Here is a 17908-nt window from a genome sequence, read left to right as displayed (position 1 = left end):
GGAATTTCTTCGGATGGGGTGAACAGGCGACGCTCTTGCGCGAATTCGTCAATCAGCTGACCTTCGCCCGAATAGATCCGGCTGATGGTCGGAGGCTTGTACTGTGCCAGCGATTCATGGCTGGGTAGGTCGCGCCCATACATCCAGAACACCGCACCGATTACCAGTGCAGCCATGAAGATACCCAAAGTTACGAGGCTGAAGATGGCCCCGAAAAACGAAAGAATGAACCGGATCACGTTACTGCCTTTTTCTCGCGGTGCCGCCTATATAGTGATGCGCCGCCTGAGGGTCAAAACACCAAGCGTATTCTAGCCGGTTTGCGCCGCAAGGTCACTGGCCAATCAGGGATTTCCGGATCACATCCTGCTGACGCCAATCCTCAAGCCCCTGATAAATCCCCAATGCCATTTTCGACCTCCATTCCGGATCCTTGAGGTTTTTCAGATCTCTGGGACTGGACAAGAACCCAAGCTCGACCAGAACCGAAGGAATATCCGCCGCCTTGAGCACGGAAAAAGACGCCGTGCGCAGCGGTTTGCGGTTCATTGGACCGCCTTGCTGCGCCATGCCGTTGGCAATTGCCGAAGCCAGCGACCGCGTGCGCGGCTTGGTTTCCTGCCGCGCCAGATCCAGCAGAACATCGGCCACCTGATCGTCCGAGCCGCTGAGATCAACACCCGAGAGCAAATCCCCGCGGTCGTGTCGCTCGGCCAGTTTTGAACTTGCCACGTCCGAGGCATCGTCGGACAAGGTATAGACCGCCGCGCCATGGGCCTGCCCCTCGGACAGGGAATCAGCATGCAGCGAAATGAACAGGTCGGCCCCCGCCCGATGGGCCAACGCAATCCGACGTTCGAGCGAGACGAACTGATCTTCGACCCGTGTCAGCACCACCTCGTATCTGCCTGAACGCAAAAGAACTTCACGCAGCTCTCGCGCGAAGGTCAGCATCATCGTCTTCTCATTCACATTGCCGACCTCGGCACCCGGATCAACCCCGCCATGACCCGGATCCAGCATGACACGCAGGGGCCGGTTGGCGCTGCGTGGTGCAGCGTGCGGCAGGTTGGCGGGTTCCGGCAGATCCCAGCCCGGATTGCGCGGCGCACCTGCGGTCGCGTTGAACGTGTCGAAATCCGTACCCTTGAGGTTCAGGGACAACACGGCTGCACCCGAATCCTTGGCAACTGACAATTGCGCTGTATCAACCGCCATGGGCGCGCCCAGCTCCAGCACCAGACGCGACCAACCTGGAACATAGGCCCCGAACTGAACTCCGCTGATGCGATCAGATTGCAGAAAGTCCTGAGACTTCAATCCAGTCCAGTCGACCTCGTTGAAGTCCAGAACCATCCGATACGGATCCTGCAAGGTGAAGATCCGGTAAGGCACCCCTTGGCTGAGGCCGATATTCACCTGCACCCCGGTACGTCCGACATCCGTTATGCTGCTTTGGTCCGGCTGAACACGCGCCAGCGCGCTGAAATCCTGCGCCATCGCACCGCTGGCCAGCGCCCATATCAGGGCGATGCTAATGAAGATCCTGCTCATAGCCTCAAGTTTTCCCGAGATCGTTTGCACCGCAGCCTATACCACCAGCTGCGTTTTGTGAACGGCTCAGGCCTGTTCCCTGATCGCGCCACGCGCGGCCATGAACAGGCGTAAACGCTCAAGACCGTCTTCAATATCAGCCGTGGCCCGTGCATACGAGAAACGCAGGGTCGTGTGACCGCGCTGGGGGTCGAAGTCGAGACCCGGAGTTACCGCAACGCCTGCCTTTTCCAGAATCTCGGCCGCGAAGGCACGGCTGTCATTGGTCAGGTCAGACACGTCAGCATACACATAAAAAGCGCCATCAGGCGGGGCGATGTTTGTGAACCCGGCCTTGGGCAGACCGTCCAACATCAACGCGCGGTTACGACGGTAGACGTCCAGATTGACCTGCAATTCGTCTTCGCAATCCATCGCCGCCAGTGCCGCAACCTGGCTGGCATGTGGGGCGCAAATGAACATGTTCTGGGCAATCCGCTCGACCACGCGCACCTGATCCTCGGGAACCACCATCCATCCGACGCGCCAGCCGGTCATCGAGAAATATTTGGAGAATGAGTTGATCACATAACACTCATCCGTCAGTTCCAGCGCGGTGACAGCTTTCGCTTCGTATTCCAGCCCGTGATAGATTTCGTCGCTGATGAACGAAGCCCCTTGTCCCTGCGCCGCGTCAAAAAGCGCCCCCATGGCCGCGTGATCCAGCATGGTGCCGGTTGGGTTCGCAGGCGAAGCCACCATCAGCCCCTTAAGGTCCATACCCCGAATGTCATTGGCAACAGGTTGCAACCTGTTTTCAGGGGCCGTTGGCAGATCGACAGGCACCAGACCCAACGCTTTGAGAATCTGTCGGTAGGACGGATAACCGGGCGCGCCGATACCAACACGATCCCCGCTGTCAAAAAGCGCCGTAAACGCCAGCAGAAATCCGCCAGAGGATCCGGGCGTGACCACCACCCTCTCTGGGTTCAGGTCAACATTGTACCATTGCCCGTAAAGCTGCGCGATCCGTTGGCGCAGCGCGGGCAGGCCCAAGGATACCGTATAGCCCAAGGGGTTTTGCTCCATGGCGTTTGCCAGAGCTTCCGTGGCACCTTTTGGTGCTCCTGTCCCCGGCTGGCCGACTTCCATGTGGATGATATGGCGTCCGGCCTCTTCCGCTTTGCGCGCGGCCTCCATCACGTCCATCACAATAAACGGATCGACCCCGGACCGGGTTGAGTTTCTCATGCTCATCTCCCATGTTGCAGCCATGGCTTTTGAACGCGTATCCAGGCTGGCGTCAATCCCGGCTCTGATGCTTTCAGCTGTTGTCTGGCTGGCGGCAGCGGCGCAAACCCATGCACAAAGCCTGATCCGCGACCCCGATATCGAACATGGTCTGCGTGAACTGGCCTTTCCCGTGCTGCGCGCAGCCGGGTTGAACACCAATCGCGTTCAAATCCTGGTCGTCAACGACAACACGTTCAACGCCTTTGTTATCGACTACAACGCGATCTACTTGAACTACGGTCTGATTCTGAGCGTAGAGAACCCGGAGATGTTGCAGGCCGTCATCGCGCATGAAGCCGCCCACATCGCCAATGGTCATCTGGCGCGCAGGGCCGAAAATCTTAAGGCGGCTCAGCGCAATGCGGGCCTTGGCACGGCCCTTGCCCTGCTTGCGGCTGCAGCGGGCGGCGGAGAGGCTGCTCTTGGCATCGCCGCAGGCACCCAGGGCGCGGCCTTTCGCAGTTTTCTGGGCCACACGCGCGCCGAAGAAGCTTCGGCTGACCGCAGTGCCGCCAGCTATCTTCGGTGGGCGCAGATCTCTCCCAGCGGCATGGTGGAACTGCACAGGAAATTCGCGGGGCAGGAGTTGCTGAGCGTTGCCAATCAGGACCCCTACATGCGTTCGCACCCCACCAGCCGCGAACGCCTGCGCGCTGCCGAAGCTTTTCTGGACGAATTTGGCGACAAGGCCGTTCCCAATCCCAGCGCCGACTATTGGTTCGCCCGCATCAAAGGCAAGCTTTCGGCGTTTTTGCGGTCGCCCAGCTGGACCTTACGGCGCGCCAAAGAAGAGACCGACCGGGACATTCGCCTGATGCGCGAAGCTTCGGCACATCATCAAAACCGCGACCTGTCCCAAGCCCGAGCCGCAATTGATGAAGCGCTGGCTATCCGCCCGGATGACCCGTTCTACTATGAACTCAAAGGGCAAATTCTGTTGGAAAACAGGCAGGTGAACGAAGCTGTTCAAGCCTATGCTAGCGCCGTTGAAATGGCCCCCAACAATGCCCTGATCCTTGCAGGTTACGGGCGCGCCCTGCTGGCACAAGGCAAGACGAAACAGGCCCTTACTGCCCTGGAACAAGCGCGCGCCCGCGATTTTCGGAACGCGCGTTTGATGCAGGACCTGGGCGTGGCTTACGCAAAGGTAGGTAACAACGGTATGGCGTCTACCGTGACGGCCGAGCGGTATGCGCTGCAAGGGCGGCTGGAAGATGCCGGAATTCACGCGAAACGCGCCGTGGCGCGACTGCCCGAAGGTTCTCCGGGTTGGCAAAGGGCACAAGACGTGTTGATTGCATCGGAACGATTCAAAAAAAGGAAACGGAAATGATCCTCAGACATGCTGCACCCGCCCTTCTGGGGCTTTCCATGGCTGCGACTTCAGCGCAGGCGCTGGACCTGAACGCGATGAGCGACGCTGAAAAGACTGAGTTCGGCGCGCAGGTACGGGAATACCTGCTTGAAAACCCCGAAGTCATTATCGAAGCGATCAACATCCTGGAACAGCGCAACGCCGCAGCCGAAGCGCTGGCTGACAAGGAACTGATCGCGGCCAACGAAGAAGAGCTTTTCAACGATGGCTACAGCTGGGTGGGCGGCAACCCGGACGGGGACATCACGCTGGTCGAATTCATGGACTACCGCTGTGGCTATTGCCGCCGTGCCGTACCCGAGGTTGCCAACCTGTTGGCCGAAGACGGCAATATCCGGCTTATTATCAAAGAGTTCCCCATTCTGGGCGATGCGTCTGTCCTGTCCGCGCGCTTTGCGGTTGCGACCAAACATGTGGCCGGAGACGATGCTTACAAACAGGTCCACGATGCATTGCTGGAGTTCACGGGTGAGCCAAATGAAATCTCTTTACGCCGTATCTCGGATGGATTGGGGCTGGACAGCGATGCGATCATCGCCGCGATGGACAGCGACCGGGTGACGGATGAAATCACTCGCACCCGAGCACTGGCGCAACGGATGCAAATCTCGGGTACGCCTTCTTTTGTTCTGGGCACCGAAATGCTGCGCGGCTTCCTGCCTGCCGATCAGATGAAACAGATCGCGGATGGTGTGCGTGCTGAACGCGGGTAAATGAGGGATGGGGCGGCTTTGTCCGCCCCAAACCCGGTTTAGTATACGGTCGACATTGAGCGAAAGGTCGCGTGCATCCTGTTAGATTTCGAAGCCACTTGCCTGAGGGATTTCGAAAACGCTCGCTCTACCCGTCTCGTCCAGGTTCGTTTGGATTGCTGGAAAACAACGCGATCTTGTTTCCTTGAGGATCGCGAAGATACCCAACATAGAAATGCGCACCGTATGCGTCCCGAAAGCCCGGCTGGCCTTCATCAGCCCCACCGGCGGCAACCGCTGCCGCGTGCAGATCACGAACCTGCTTTTGGTTTCGCGCCTCAAACGCAACCATCGTACCATTCCCTGCTGAGGCTGGATGCCCGTCGAAAGGCGACTTCACGTAAAACTCTGGCAAGGCCACGGATTGGCCCGGATCGACAGGCAAGGCATAGCTTAAATCGCCATGATACCTCTCCAGCTCATATCCCAGGGCCGGCAGGAAAGCAGAATAAAACTGCTCGGCGCGTGCGATGTCGTCCACGCCAACGGTGATATAGGAGATCATTCCTAGCCCCCTTTTGCAGACTTGCCATTTACGACGCGTGGAAAGCCTCGATCAAGCGCGCGCCTACTCTGCCGCTTCGGCCTGCGCGTCCAGTTCAGCTGCCTTTTTTTCGACCTGCTCCACGATGTGATCAATCATCTGGTCGTTTGACATCTTGTGGCTGGCCTTACCCGCCAGATACACCATGCCGGACCCCGCCCCGCCGCCGGTAAAGCCCACGTCGGTCATCAGCGCCTCGCCCGGACCGTTCACGACGCAACCGATGATCGAAAGGCTCATCGGCGTTTTGATGTGCTCTAGCCTGTGCTCAAGCTGTTCGACGGTTTTGATCACGTCAAAGCCCTGCCGCGCGCAGGACGGGCACGAAATGATGTTCACGCCGCGATGGCGAAGACCCAGAGACTTCAGAATTTCAAAGCCAACCTTCACCTCTTCCACCGGGTCAGCGGACAGGCTGACGCGGATCGTGTCGCCGATTCCCATCCACAGCAGGTTGCCCAGACCGATGGCCGATTTGATGGTGCCGCTGACCAGCCCACCGGCCTCGGTGATACCCAGATGAATCGGCGCGTCTGTGGCCTCGGCAATGCCTTGATATGCCGCGGCGGACAGGAAGACGTCACTGGCCTTCACGCTGATCTTGAATTCGTGAAAGTCGTTGTCTTGCAGGATTCGGATATGTTCCAAACCACTTTCCACCATCGCCTCGGGGCACGGCTCGCCGTATTTCTCAAGCAGGTGCTTTTCCAAAGACCCCGCGTTCACGCCGATGCGGATCGAACAATTGTGGTCGCGCGCAGCTTGGATCACTTCTTTCACACGGGATTCATCGCCAATATTGCCGGGATTGATGCGCAGGCAGGCGGCCCCGGCTTCGGCAGCTTCGATGCCACGGCGGTAATGAAAGTGAATGTCTGCCACGATCGGAACGGGGCTTTCGCGCACAATTTCTTTCAACGCTTTGGACGACGCTTCATCCGGAACTGAAACGCGCACAATATCGGCACCCGCTTCGGCCGCGGCCTGAACCTGCGCCACCGTCGCTGCCACATCGGTGGTCAGCGTGTTGGTCATAGTCTGCACCGCGATAGGTGCGTCACCGCCAACAGGAACGCTGCCAACCATGATTTGACGGGATTTACGGCGATAGATGTCGCGCCAGGGGCGTACGTGATTGAGGGACATGAAGACGGATCCGCATCAGCCAGAGTTGGACCTTTAGATAGTCCGACAACCGTCGTGTCGCAATGGCTAGATCACTCGGCGGGCGTTTCTGTCGCCTCAGTCTGCAGCTCTGCCACCAGTTGCTTGAGTGCACTGTTCTGTTCCGCCTCAAGATCGGCAACGGCATAGGTCTCGGACACGGCGTCTTTCGAAAGAACGACGCCTTTGGCAACCGTACCCGGTGCCCCGGCCGGGCCGTAATGCTCACCGTTCATTGAGAAGTAAACTGACCCAGAGGCCCCGGCCCGCAACTGCGGGGGTTCTTCGGTCAGGGGCACTTCAAAAACGCTGCCCTGTTCAACCGTGCCCAAAGTGCCTTCGAAAATTATGCTGCCGTCAGCTGCGGTCACACGCATCCAAGCCGGGTTCACAGCCACAATCTTGAGCGTGGTGTCTATCTGCTCGACCACCTGTGGCAATGCAGGACGTTCAACTGTGTGCACTTCTGCCACTTCGAACTGCGGCAATTCGGGCGGACGGAACGTTCCGACCTCACGCGGATCAAGAGTTGAGATCGGCGCGTCACGCGCCACCAGAACCGGAACGTCCAAAGCCTGCGGACGATAAAGACGGTCGAGTGCTTCGGCGCTTGCCGTTTCAACTGGACCATCCGATACAGAGCCGCGCGCTGCATCCAGCGGATCAAGATCTGACAAAACGACGGGGGCTTGTTCAACCGGGCTGACTTGCACCTGCTGGATTTTGTTCAGAACGGCCCAGCCGCCATAGCCGATGCCGCCAATTACCGCCAACAAGACCAGCGAAGACCCGATGGCCCGCGGCTCAATCTGGCTGACCAAAGGTTCCTTGCCCGGAATGAAAGGCGTATTGGGCGAGATGAACGGATCACGCCCCATCGGGCCGCGTGCCGGAAGACCACCCGTTGGTTTGCGGACCACAGATGCCTCGGCCGACATGCCGTGCGCGACTTCAAACCCGCTTTCCTGGCAGAAGGTCGCAAAAGTCTCATCCGGGTTCATGCCCAGATAGCGTGCATAAGAACGCACATACCCGGCTATGAAGCCGGGTGTATCAAATGCATCAGGATCGGCGTTTTCGATTGCGGCGATATAGTTGGCTTTAATCCGCAGTTCGCGTTGAACATCCAGAAGAGATTTGCCCATCGTTGCGCGTTCACCGCGCATCTTATCGCCTAAACGAATCTCGTAATCGTCAAACCCTTTTGGCCTGACGTCTACATCTTCTTCGGACTCGCGCTGAGATCTGCGCCCAATCATCCCTGCTGCCCCATTCTGCCTGTCGCGTATTTCGCGTTAGCGGCGAATCATCCCCACAATGATTCGTCTGCCAATTTTGTTAACCTAAGCTTAACACGCGGCAATCACGTTGCACACTTTGGCGTGAGGTTAACCGGCAAGTTCGGCGCGATTTAGCGCACAATGTGACCAAAGTTCGTCCATCGCCTGCACCAAACGGTTCATTTCGCCCGGTCCATGCACCGGAGACGGGGTAAACCGAAGCCTTTCGGTGCCGCGCGGGACAGTCGGGAAATTGATGGGTTGCACGTAAATGCCATAATCATCCAGCAACATATCGCTGAGCTTTTTCGTGTGCACAGGGTTGCCAACGATCACGGGCACAATGTGGCTGCCATGATCAATCAGCGGCAGACCCATCCCTTTCAGCCGAAGCTTGAGGATCTTTGCCTGGGTCTGATGCTGGTCACGCAGCTCTTGCGCGGTTTTCAGATGCGCGACCGAAGCGGCGGCACCCGCAGCGACAGCAGGCGGCAGCGATGTCGTAAAGATGAAGCCCGGCGCGTAAGAGCGCACAGCGTCACACATCTTGGCGCTGGCAGCGATATAGCCACCCATGACGCCATATGCTTTGGCGAGCGTACCATTGATGATGTCGATCCGATGGGCCAGACGGTCCCGCTCGGTCACGCCGCCGCCACGCGGGCCGTACATACCGACCGCGTGTACCTCATCGATATAGGTCAAGGCGCCGAATTCATCCGCCAAATCGCAGATTTCTTCAATCGGGCCAAAATCGCCGTCCATCGAATAGACCGACTCGAACGCAATCAGCTTGGGCGCTGCAGGATCGTCTGATTCAAGCAGCTCACGCAGATGCGCCACGTCATTGTGCCGGAAGATCCGCTTGGCACCACCATTGCGGCGCACACCTTCGATCATTGAGGCATGGTTCAGCGCGTCGGAATAAATGATCAGACCAGGAAACAGCTTGGGCAGCGTGCTGAGGGTCGCGTCATTGGCAATATACGCGCTTGTAAACAGCAGCGCGGCTTCTTTGCCATGCAGATCAGCCAGCTCGGCCTCAAGCCTTTTGTGGTAGACCGTGGTGCCCGAGATGTTGCGCGTCCCGCCCGAGCCCGCGCCTGCGGCTTCAACCGCCTCATGCATGGCATTCAGGACAACCGGATGCTGCCCCATACCCAAGTAATCGTTGCCACACCACACGGTAATGTTTTGCTGCGACCCATCCGGGCGCGTGCGTACCGCATGAGGGAAATGTCCGTTGCGACGTTCGATGTCGATGAAGGTCCGGTAACGTCCTTCGTCGTGCAGCCTGGCAATCGCTGAATCGAGCTGAGCAGTATAGTCCAACGGACCCTCCTTGAGCGCCCAAGATATGTTTCCCTTGGGCAAAATAGTGTGCCGCCTTACGCAGTCCAACCTGTTTCAGCAGCTTTGCGTTCCCTTATTCAGCTGGTTACAGCCGAACAGGTGAACCCAACTTTGATTTGCATCAAATAAAAGGTTGCGCCCCCTACGACAAGTAAAGTTACGGCCATCGAACGCGTGGAAACGACGCAGGTGCAATTGCGCTGCGTTACCCTGAGAACAGCTTGAGTTTTCGTCACAACTGCTCTGGACGGCGCTGTTGACGCTGCTAGGGTTCGCCCAACCTAGAAAAGCAGGAGCCCCCTATGTCGCTAGACACCGTGCTGAACCGGATTGACGATGATCTGCAAACGTCGATCGACCGCCTGATGGAATTGCTGCGAATCCAGTCCATTTCAACCGATCCCGCATTCAAGGACGAGGTGAGCCGTGCCGCGGATTGGCTTGTCGATGACCTCCGCAGCATCGGAGTTGCTGCTGAAAAGCGGGAAACTCCAGGCCACCCCATGGTTGTCGGTCATATGGGAGAAGACGCAGACGCTCCGCACATTCTGTTCTACGGTCACTACGATGTTCAGCCAGTCGACCCTTTGAACATGTGGACCCGCGATCCGTTTGATCCCGCGATTGAAGAAACAGCACATGGTCCGGTGATCCGCGGGCGCGGCGCATCTGACGACAAAGGACAATTGATGACCTTTGTCGAAGCCTGCCGGGCCTGGAAGGCCGTCCATGGGTCCCTGCCCTGTCGCATCACCTTTTTCTTCGAAGGCGAGGAAGAATCCGGCTCGCCCTCTCTGGTCCCTTTCCTCAAGGAAAATGCGGTCGAGCTTAAAGCGGATTTGGCGCTGGTTTGCGACACCTCGATGGTGTCACGCGGCGTTCCCTCGATTGCCGCCCAGTTGCGCGGAATGCTGAAGGACGAGTTCACCATCATAGGGCCCCGGATCGATCTGCATTCCGGCCACTATGGTGGCCCCGGCTTGAACCCGCTTCGGGAATTGTCAAAAATCGTGACCTCGTTCTACGATGATGAAACCGGGCGCGTCGCTGTTGATGGGTTTTATGAGGGCGTGCACGAAGTACCCGAAGACCAGCTGCGCCAATGGCAAAACTGCGGTTTCGACGAAGAAGACTACCTGAACTCGGTCGGCTACACCCAGCCGCATGGGGAAAAGGGGTATTCGACACTGGAACAGCAATGGGCACGTCCAACTCTGGAGGTGAACGGTCTGTGGGGCGGCTATAACGGGGCCGGCTCGAAAACCGTGATCCCATCGGAAGCCCATTGCAAAATTACCTGCCGCCTCGTGGGTGATATGAACCCCGATACGCTGCGCAGGAAGATCCGCAAACACGTGGAAGAACGCCTGTCTCCGGATTCCAAAGTCGTTTGGGATAACGACTCGGAAGGCTCGCCTGCTTCCGTCATGAACATCAGCCGCCCTGAATTCGAAGCCGCGCGCGCGGCCCTTTCTGATGAGTGGGAGCGCGAGGCCGTATTCACTGGCATGGGCGGGTCCATCCCGGTCGTTGGGTATTTCAACACCGTGTTGGGTCTCGATTCGATGCTGGTTGGCTATGCAAACGAGGATGATGCCATCCATTCACCGAATGAAAAATATGACGTCAAAAGTTTCCATAAGGGCATCCGCTCATGGGCCCGAATTCTGGATGCTTTGAACAAGTAAGTTTTTTGCGAGGCTCTGCCTCGCGCTCCGAGGTATTTTGGGCCAGATGAAGTGCGGATCCGCTGCTTCATCTGGCTATAAATACCTCGGGGGAGTCGCGGCTTGCCGCGGCGGGGGCAGAGCCCCCTTCCCTTACATGTGGATCACGCGATCATAAGCGTCCAGAACGCTTTCGTGCATCATCTCCGACAAGGTTGGATGTGGGAAGACCGTGTTCATGAGGTCTTCTTCAGTGGTTTCCAACTGACGCCCGACAACATAGCCCTGAATCAGCTCGGTGACTTCCGCGCCGATCATGTGCGCACCCAGCAGTTCTCCGGTCTTTGCGTCAAAGACGGTTTTGATCAGCCCTTCCGGCTCACCCAGCGCAATCGCCTTGCCGTTGCCGATGAAGGGGAAGCGACCGACTTTGATGTCATAGCCCAGCTCTTTGGCTTTGGCTTCAGTGTAACCAACGGATGCCACCTGAGGCTGGCAATAGGTGCACCCTGCAATACTTTCAGGTTTGACCGGGTGCGCATGTTGACCGGCGATCAGGTCCGCGACCATCACACCTTCGTGGCTTGCCTTGTGTGCCAGCCAGGGCGCACCGGCGATGTCACCGATTGCATACAGCCCATCGACACCAGTGCGGCAATATTCATCAGTTACAACGTGCGTGCGGTCTATCTTGACCCCCAGAGCCTCAAGCCCGAGGTTTTCGACGTTGCCGACAATGCCAACAGCCGAGATCACGGTGTCGAATTCGTGCTTTTCAACCTTGCCCTTGACCTCGATATGGGCCGTTACTTTGCCCTTGGCGCGGTCCAGCTGCTTGACCATGGCTTTTTCCATGATGGTCATGCCTTGCTTGGTGAAGGCCTTCTTGGCAAAGGCGCTGATTTCAGCGTCTTCGACGGGCAGAACGCGATCCATAACCTCAACCACAGTCGTATCGGCACCCAGCGTGTTGTAGAAGCTGGCAAATTCGATACCGATGGCGCCGGACCCTATGACCAACAGCTTCTTTGGCATCCGTGGCGGTTGCAGCGCATGTTTATAGGTCCAGACCAGATCACCGTCTGCCTCAAGCCCCGGCAATTCCCGCGCCCGCGCGCCGGTGGCCAGAATGATGTTCTTGGCTGTGAGCTCTTCGGTGCCTTTTTCGGTTTTGACACTGACCTTGCCTTTGGCAGGGATCGTGGCTTCACCCATCACCACGGCAACTTTGTTCTTCTTCAACAAGTGGCCAATCCCACCCGACAGTTGCCCGGCCACGCCCCGTGACCTTTTAACCACCGCATCCAGATCGTAGCCAATCTTGTCGGCCTTCAAACCAAAATCCTTGGCACGTTCCATCAGGTGAAACACCTCGGACGAACGCAGCAAGGCTTTGGTCGGAATGCAGCCCCAGTTCAGGCAGATACCACCCAGATGTTCGCGTTCGACAACAACGGTTTTCAGCCCCAGCTGGGCTGCGCGGATAGCAGCGACATAGCCGCCGGGGCCAGCCCCGATTACGATCAGATCATAAGATTGTGCAGCCATGTGTCCCTCTCGGCGCAGGTGTTAAAAAATTAGTTTACCATTAAACTACTTTTCGAAACACATCAACAGGTCGCCCCCGCGACAAAAGCGACGCAGGGTAAGCAATGCCTGAATGTGCGGGATTCAGCCTATACCCAAGCTCTCTCTATGGCTAGAAAAGAACCGCCGACACAGTTCGGGCATTTCTAAACAAATGACATTCAAGAGGCTGATCATGGCGAAAACTCTCAAAGACCTGCTGCTTGCTCTGCTCAACGCAACATTGATCCTTGTGGCGCTTTGCCTGTTTCTGGGCTGGCAACTTGCGTCCAAGGTCGAGAGCATCACGGCAGAGTTTTCCGAAACCGTGCAGGCCGTTGCCCCCATCCGGGATGAGGTGAATGGCACGCGAACAGAGCTTGCAGCTTTGCGTGCAGACTTGGCCGATTTGTCGCTGAAAAACCCTGGGGCGAATGGTGCAGCTGCGCAAGAGCTTCGATCAGCTTTGACCCGCCTGAACAGCTTGGAACAAAAGTTACAGGCAGCGCAGGAACGATTGAGCAGCCTTTCGGACGAGCCTCAAGTTCTGGTTGCTCAGGCCATCGAAAAAGGTGCCGACGTCGTATCCCAGCGCGTACTGGACTTCAAAGGATGCGAGCCAGGCCCATAAGGTAGCACCGCGCAAGGATTTGCGCGGTCTGCCACAACGTTAGTTGCCGTCAAACGGCCGCTTGAAGTTCGCGCACAGTGGAACCGTATCCGCCCATGTCGACATATGCGACCTCGTGCGGGGTCGAATTGCGCGCCAGCGCTTCGTTACGATACGGGAACCGGCCGAACTTGCGGATCACCTCGCGATGCGCCCTTGCGTGCAGCAGGTTGCTTGTATCGCGGCTCAGGTTTTCGCAGATCAACCGCACGCAGCGCTCCTGATCGCACAGGTTTTCCGAGTGCATCATAGGCAGATAAAAGAACTGCCGCGCCGGTTCATCGATCTTTCTGTCCCAACCTTTGTCGACCGCACATTTCGCCGCCGCCAAAGCCGCCCGGTCTGTCGCGAAAGCACGCGCCTGACCCCGGAACATGTTACGTGGAAACTGGTCCGTCAGAATAATGTAAGCCAGTGCACCGCTGGGATATGTCAGCCAGAGCGAAAACTTGCCCTCTAACGCTGCCTCCCAAGTTGACAGGAAATGATCGCGGATTTCTGCATCCAGCGCCTCATCCTGTATGTACCAGCCTTTCGGACCAACTTTATCTAACCAAAAACTCAATACCTCTTCAGGCGTTACCATTGCCTTAAACTCCGTCTTATGCCCGCAAAAGGGACCTAAGGTCATTTAAGGCCGTTTTACAGAACTGTTACAGTAACATATTGCAACATATTCGACATAAATTCGTGTCTTAAGCGGTTTCCTGCGCGCTTTCTTCGGCCTCTGCTTCGGCTGCCTCAATTGCGACCTCTTGCGCCACTTCGAATGCGACTGGTGACGCAGTTGGATACAATGTCGACATTGTGCCGGTTTCGTCCACGGGAACCGAGGCGCGCTGCGTCATCCGGTATGCGGAATACACCGCCAGGAAGAACAGCAGCACAGCAATGATCAGGAAAAAGCCGGGCGGGCCAAACACGGCGTCTCCCATCAGCCAACCGGTGATCAATGGGCCTGCGATGGCACCCAAGCCGTTGATGAACACAAGACCACCAGACGCTGCGGCCATATCCTCGTGCTCGAGAAAGTCGTTGGTATGTGCGATCAGCAATGAATACAACGGGTTAGACATGCCGCCGATCAAAAAGGCAGAAACCAGCAGGATTTCGAAAGTCACCCCGTAGAGCATTCCTGCGAGGGCCGCGACAGCCCCTACCGTTGCGACCAGAAAGATCAAAACACGCCGGTCCATACGGTCTGAGAACCAACCCAGCGGATATTGGAGCACAACCGCGCCAACATAGAACGCAGCCACGAAGGTCGAGATTTCAACCAGGCTCAGCCCTGCCTGAGCCCCGTACACCGCCGACATACCAAACTGAGCAGAGAATACTCCACCCAGAAGGAACAGACCGATACATCCCAACGGCGAGTTTTGCATCAATTCGCGCAGGGTCATGGGCTTGGTGGTGTCAAAGGCAGGTGTTGGTGAAATGGACAGCAAAATTGGCGCAAAAGACACAGATACCAGGATCGAGGCGATAACAAATGTCTCGTATCCCGCAGGATCACCAACCAGGAACAGGGCTTGCGCACCAATGATCCCTGACATCTGAACGATCATATACAGGGACAATGCCTGCCCCCGGTTCTCGTTATTGGCCGCGTTGTTCAGCCAGCTTTCTGCGGTGACATACACACCTGAGAAACAGAAGCCGATCACCACCCGCCCCAGAACCCAGGCGATTGGGTCCGTGAGCATCGGGTACATAATCATGACAGCCGAGATGAAAGAGGCCAGCGCCGCAAAGACGCGAACATGACCCACGCGCCGGATCATTTCCGGTGCAAGACGAGAGCCGCCGAGAAAACCGACAAAATAGGCTGACATCACAAATGACATCTGTAGCGTCGAAAACCCTTCGATTTCGCCACGGACACCCAGAAGCGTGCCTTGAAGGCCGTTTCCGACCATCAGCAATCCCATGCCGAGCAGCAACGCCCACGCGCTGGAAAGAACCTGAATCATTGGGGTCTCCGACTGATGCCAACCTAAAATGCGAGTTGTTCTGCGATCAAAGACCGCTTCTGTCGCGCTTGTCTACGACATTGAACTGCTTTGATACTTCGCCTGCGCCCTTCATGGGATTAAAAGCGACGCGTCGCCGTAAGAAAAGAAACGGTAATTCTGCCTGATTGCATGATCATACAGCTTGAGCATCCGATCTTGCCCCATAAGCGCCGACACCAGCATCAACAGCGTTGATTTCGGCAGGTGGAAATTGGTCATCAGCGCGTCGGTGACATGGAACTTGAAACCGGGATAGATGAATATATCGGTGTCCCCTTCCCAAGGTTGGACTGTACCGGACCGCGCGGCGCTTTCGATCAGCCTCAAGGCCGTGGTGCCCACCGGGATTACACGCCCGCCTGCGTCTTTGGTTGCCTGAATCTCGGCTGCCGCCTCAGGGCTCACCTGCCCCCATTCTGCATGCATTTTGTGGGTGGTCACGTCTTCTACTTTGACCGGCAGGAACGTGCCTGCGCCCACGTGAAGGGTCACGTGTGTGAAACCCACACCACGGTCGGCCAATGCGTTCATCAGCGCATCATCGAAATGCAACGAGGCGGTCGGGGCAGCAACCGCGCCTGAATTTCGCGCCCAGATTGTCTGGTAATCGGTCTTGTCCTGTTCATCCGCGGGACGTTTGGCCGCGATATACGGTGGCAGAGGCATCGCGCCGGCCTGCTCCAACGCGGCATCAAAGTCCTCTCCGCTCAGGTTAAACCTCAGATACGCCTGACCGTCCTCAACCTTGCACAGTGTTGCACTCAGATCGTCCGAGAAGACAATCTTTTCCCCAAGCTTCACCTTTTTCAGCGGCTTGATCAGTGCCGACCATGTGCCATCGGCCTGAGGGTCCAGCAATGTGGCCTCGATCCCTGCCGAGACCGGGCCTTGTGCACTGTCCCGATGACGGCGACCGTTCAGCCGTGCCGGGATAACGCGCGTGTCATTCAGTACCAGCCGATCGCCTGGTTGCAGGAAATCTGGCAGGTCGAACACATGGCTGTCCGTCGTCACATCACCCTGTGCCACCAGCAAACGCGCAGACGATCGCGGACTGGCGGGGCGCGTGGCAATCAGGTCTTCGGGCAGATGGAAATCAAAATCGCTGAGTTTCATGCGCGCGCCATACATCCCCGCAAAAGATTCGGCCATATGCTGTCAGCGGTCGCTGGGAGGCGAGCCAAAGGTGGGTTTCGCCTCGTCAGGTTTGAGCGGAACCGCATTGGGGCCGTCCGACACCTTTGGGGCGGGCTGGCGTAGCAGGTCGCGTAGAAATAACGGAGCAAGACCGGACAGCGGATTGACCGAGACTTTCGGTGACGCAAGTGGTCCGGTAAGCGTGTAGTTAAAGCCAAACACCCCCTCACCCTTGCGGGTAAAGACGCTGCCAACGGCATTCAGCAAATAGATCGGCGAAATGGCCCCACGCAGGTTAAGCATCTCATTCACTGTGTCGATGGTGCCGTCAAAAGACAGGCCCATGGACGGACCGACCGCACTGCCGCTGAGCACTTTGATCTCGGTTGGTGTGACTCTCATGCGGCTATCTATGGCCGAGAAGAAGATGCCTTGTCCGGCCATCTCATCCAGCAGGCCAACAAGGCTGATCGCGTTCAGCAACGCCGCCATGGCCGGGGCATTGGTGATGCGTGTATTCACGATCCTCAGTATGACGTCATAGTTGCCGGGTGCTGTGACCGGTTCGAGGTTCAGGGTCATGTCTCCTCCGCGCGCCTGGGTCAGCACCCCGGCAGAACGCAAAACGGCCCCCGCATCTTTCGATGTCAGCGTCACGGCACTGCGGTTTCCGCGCGGGGTCACCTGACCCGAGACCGGCGCCCCGCCATTGACCTGCGCCGTAAATCCCCCGTTCACGCCACCGGTTGTTTGAAATGAGCCCTGAAAACCCGTCAGCGCCACAGCTTCGGTGACTTGCAGGCGGTCCAATGTAACATCCAGCTTGGGGCCAGCCCCGCCACCACCGCTGCTTTCGCCAAACGTCGCTTTTCCCATATCCAGCACACCGCCCAGCACGCGTATGTCCGGGACGGCATCGCCGCGTCCGATCATCTCGGCTGGAACGGCCAACCAATTCCCAATATCGAATGAGCTGAATTGGATGCGGTCAAAATCGCCGTTGTCCCGAAAGGTGATGGATGCGCTGGTCCGTAGGCCAGCGCCCTCAATGCGCAGGCTGTCCACTTTCAGCTGTTTGCCCAAGGTTGCTTCTGCGGTCAAAGATCCCGAAGCGGACGCCGCCTTGCGCCAACCAAGTTCCGGGATCGCAAGCGCAACGCCCTGCAAGTCTGACGAAACGGACAATTTCGGTGGTTCGTCCGCGCCAAGCCCCAAGGAAAGATCGGCAATCCCGGACCCGGTCAGCATCCCCGGCGGAAGCCCCGCCCCGATTTCATCCATCAGGCGCGGCGACAATTCGATCTGGCCAGTCAATGTACTGCGCTGCGCGGTTTTTCCGTCGATCGGTTGCCGCCAAAGCGCCTCAAGCGGGACATCTCCGAATTGTCCCTGCCCTTTGATCTGAACGCCGGACTGGTTGCCGGACAGATCCAGCAAGGCGGCACTGACCGTGAAACCGGGGACCAGACGGTCACTCAACAGGTTGGCCAGATGGCCGTCAAAGTGAAACTCGGTATCCTGAAACTTGAGCCCCTTTTTCAGCGGCAACGACAACGTAC

Annotated in this window: 15 protein-coding genes and 1 pseudogene; 4 read left to right on the top strand and 12 right to left on the bottom strand. The window is 57.6% G+C overall.

Annotation, left to right across the window (positions count from 1 at the left end):
* The 3 genes from AC2FNU_RS18670 to AC2FNU_RS18660 all read right to left on the bottom strand — a co-directional run.
* The coding region (locus tag AC2FNU_RS18670; RefSeq protein ID WP_496791400.1) for a hypothetical protein at nucleotides 1-239 on the bottom strand (239 nt) is incomplete at its 3' end.
* Nucleotides 240-333: 94 nt separating this feature from the next.
* The gene (locus tag AC2FNU_RS18665) at nucleotides 334-1554 is read right to left on the bottom strand and encodes an N-acetylmuramoyl-L-alanine amidase (protein WP_496791397.1); all 1221 of its coding nucleotides are present in this window, start codon (nucleotides 1552-1554) and stop codon (nucleotides 334-336) included.
* 66 nt (nucleotides 1555-1620) lie between these two features.
* On the bottom strand, nucleotides 1621-2784 hold the full coding sequence (locus AC2FNU_RS18660; protein WP_496791393.1) for a pyridoxal phosphate-dependent aminotransferase: 1164 nt from the start codon (nucleotides 2782-2784) through the stop codon (nucleotides 1621-1623).
* On the opposite strand from AC2FNU_RS18660, the gene AC2FNU_RS18655 reads away from it, so the two are divergent.
* Both AC2FNU_RS18655 and AC2FNU_RS18650 read left to right on the top strand, forming a co-directional pair.
* Nucleotides 2783-4159 carry a M48 family metalloprotease gene (locus tag AC2FNU_RS18655; protein ID WP_496791389.1) on the top strand — a complete coding sequence of 459 codons (1377 nt, stop codon included), beginning with the start codon at nucleotides 2783-2785 and terminating at the stop codon, nucleotides 4157-4159. The two genes, AC2FNU_RS18660 and AC2FNU_RS18655, sit on opposite strands and share 2 nt — an antisense overlap.
* Nucleotides 4156-4914 carry a DsbA family protein gene (locus AC2FNU_RS18650; RefSeq protein ID WP_496791386.1) on the top strand — a complete coding sequence of 253 codons (759 nt, stop codon included), beginning with the start codon at nucleotides 4156-4158 and terminating at the stop codon, nucleotides 4912-4914. The genes AC2FNU_RS18655 and AC2FNU_RS18650 overlap by 4 nt, the downstream gene beginning before the upstream one ends.
* Before the next feature lie 127 nt (nucleotides 4915-5041).
* Here the strand turns inward: AC2FNU_RS18650 and AC2FNU_RS18645 are convergent, their stop codons facing one another.
* From AC2FNU_RS18645 to hemA, 4 genes are all read right to left on the bottom strand, one after another.
* The gene (locus AC2FNU_RS18645; protein ID WP_496791384.1) at nucleotides 5042-5458 is read right to left on the bottom strand and encodes a VOC family protein; all 417 of its coding nucleotides are present in this window, start codon (nucleotides 5456-5458) and stop codon (nucleotides 5042-5044) included.
* A 63-nt stretch (nucleotides 5459-5521) separates the two neighbouring features.
* Complete coding sequence (ispG, locus tag AC2FNU_RS18640) at nucleotides 5522-6643, bottom strand: flavodoxin-dependent (E)-4-hydroxy-3-methylbut-2-enyl-diphosphate synthase (RefSeq protein ID WP_496791380.1); 1122 nt, start codon at nucleotides 6641-6643, stop codon at nucleotides 5522-5524.
* 71 nt (nucleotides 6644-6714) lie between these two features.
* The gene (locus AC2FNU_RS18635; RefSeq protein WP_496791377.1) at nucleotides 6715-7920 is read right to left on the bottom strand and encodes a helix-turn-helix domain-containing protein; all 1206 of its coding nucleotides are present in this window, start codon (nucleotides 7918-7920) and stop codon (nucleotides 6715-6717) included.
* A gap of 129 nt (nucleotides 7921-8049) precedes the next feature.
* Nucleotides 8050-9273: a 5-aminolevulinate synthase gene (gene hemA, locus AC2FNU_RS18630; protein WP_496791373.1), complete on the bottom strand. Its 1224-nt coding sequence runs from the start codon at nucleotides 9271-9273 to the stop codon at nucleotides 8050-8052.
* A 323-nt stretch (nucleotides 9274-9596) separates the two neighbouring features.
* On the opposite strand from hemA, the gene AC2FNU_RS18625 reads away from it, so the two are divergent.
* Entirely contained in the window at nucleotides 9597-10982 is a 1386-nt protein-coding gene (locus AC2FNU_RS18625) for a M20/M25/M40 family metallo-hydrolase (RefSeq protein ID WP_496791370.1), read from the top strand.
* A 132-nt stretch (nucleotides 10983-11114) separates the two neighbouring features.
* Here the strand turns inward: AC2FNU_RS18625 and lpdA are convergent, their stop codons facing one another.
* Nucleotides 11115-12509, bottom strand: coding sequence for a dihydrolipoyl dehydrogenase (gene lpdA, locus AC2FNU_RS18620; protein WP_496791367.1), 1395 nt, complete (start codon nucleotides 12507-12509; stop codon nucleotides 11115-11117).
* Between the two features lie 214 nt (nucleotides 12510-12723).
* Here lpdA and AC2FNU_RS18615 point away from each other — a divergent pair, with 214 nt between their 5' ends.
* On the top strand, nucleotides 12724-13158 hold the full coding sequence (locus AC2FNU_RS18615; RefSeq protein WP_496791363.1) for a hypothetical protein: 435 nt from the start codon (nucleotides 12724-12726) through the stop codon (nucleotides 13156-13158).
* Nucleotides 13159-13207: 49 nt separating this feature from the next.
* Here AC2FNU_RS18615 and AC2FNU_RS18610 read toward each other — a convergent pair whose 3' ends face one another.
* The 4 genes and pseudogenes from AC2FNU_RS18610 to AC2FNU_RS18595 form a co-directional block, all read right to left on the bottom strand.
* Nucleotides 13208-13783: a DUF924 family protein gene (locus AC2FNU_RS18610; RefSeq protein WP_496791358.1), complete on the bottom strand. Its 576-nt coding sequence runs from the start codon at nucleotides 13781-13783 to the stop codon at nucleotides 13208-13210.
* 109 nt (nucleotides 13784-13892) lie between these two features.
* Nucleotides 13893-15170: an MFS transporter gene (locus AC2FNU_RS18605; protein ID WP_496791355.1), complete on the bottom strand. Its 1278-nt coding sequence runs from the start codon at nucleotides 15168-15170 to the stop codon at nucleotides 13893-13895.
* A 111-nt stretch (nucleotides 15171-15281) separates the two neighbouring features.
* Complete coding sequence (gene queA / locus AC2FNU_RS18600) at nucleotides 15282-16328, bottom strand: tRNA preQ1(34) S-adenosylmethionine ribosyltransferase-isomerase QueA (RefSeq protein WP_496791401.1); 1047 nt, start codon at nucleotides 16326-16328, stop codon at nucleotides 15282-15284.
* 42 nt (nucleotides 16329-16370) lie between these two features.
* Nucleotides 16371-17908, bottom strand: a pseudogene (locus AC2FNU_RS18595) (YhdP family protein); the annotation flags it as partial.

Source organism: Ruegeria sp. BHSB064 (genome assembly GCF_059613205.1).
This window is presented reverse-complemented; position numbering and strand designations above follow the sequence as displayed.

What these genes read in the sequence shown, in the direction of transcription:
- AC2FNU_RS18665 (WP_496791397.1), bottom strand. Translation starts at nt 1,554, where the DNA reads ATGAGCAGGATCTTCATTAGCATCGCCCTGATATGGGCGCTGGCCAGC.
- AC2FNU_RS18655 (WP_496791389.1), top strand. Translation starts at nt 2,783, where the DNA reads ATGCTCATCTCCCATGTTGCAGCCATGGCTTTTGAACGCGTATCCAGG.
- AC2FNU_RS18660 (WP_496791393.1), bottom strand. Translation starts at nt 2,784, where the DNA reads ATGAGAAACTCAACCCGGTCCGGGGTCGATCCGTTTATTGTGATGGAC.
- AC2FNU_RS18650 (WP_496791386.1), top strand. Translation starts at nt 4,156, where the DNA reads ATGATCCTCAGACATGCTGCACCCGCCCTTCTGGGGCTTTCCATGGCT.
- AC2FNU_RS18645 (WP_496791384.1), bottom strand. Translation starts at nt 5,458, where the DNA reads ATGATCTCCTATATCACCGTTGGCGTGGACGACATCGCACGCGCCGAG.
- ispG (WP_496791380.1), bottom strand. Translation starts at nt 6,643, where the DNA reads ATGTCCCTCAATCACGTACGCCCCTGGCGCGACATCTATCGCCGTAAA.
- AC2FNU_RS18635 (WP_496791377.1), bottom strand. Translation starts at nt 7,920, where the DNA reads ATGATTGGGCGCAGATCTCAGCGCGAGTCCGAAGAAGATGTAGACGTC.
- AC2FNU_RS18625 (WP_496791370.1), top strand. Translation starts at nt 9,597, where the DNA reads ATGTCGCTAGACACCGTGCTGAACCGGATTGACGATGATCTGCAAACG.
- lpdA (WP_496791367.1), bottom strand. Translation starts at nt 12,509, where the DNA reads ATGGCTGCACAATCTTATGATCTGATCGTAATCGGGGCTGGCCCCGGC.
- AC2FNU_RS18615 (WP_496791363.1), top strand. Translation starts at nt 12,724, where the DNA reads ATGGCGAAAACTCTCAAAGACCTGCTGCTTGCTCTGCTCAACGCAACA.
- AC2FNU_RS18610 (WP_496791358.1), bottom strand. Translation starts at nt 13,783, where the DNA reads ATGGTAACGCCTGAAGAGGTATTGAGTTTTTGGTTAGATAAAGTTGGT.
- AC2FNU_RS18605 (WP_496791355.1), bottom strand. Translation starts at nt 15,170, where the DNA reads ATGATTCAGGTTCTTTCCAGCGCGTGGGCGTTGCTGCTCGGCATGGGA.
- queA (WP_496791401.1), bottom strand. Translation starts at nt 16,328, where the DNA reads ATGAAACTCAGCGATTTTGATTTCCATCTGCCCGAAGACCTGATTGCC.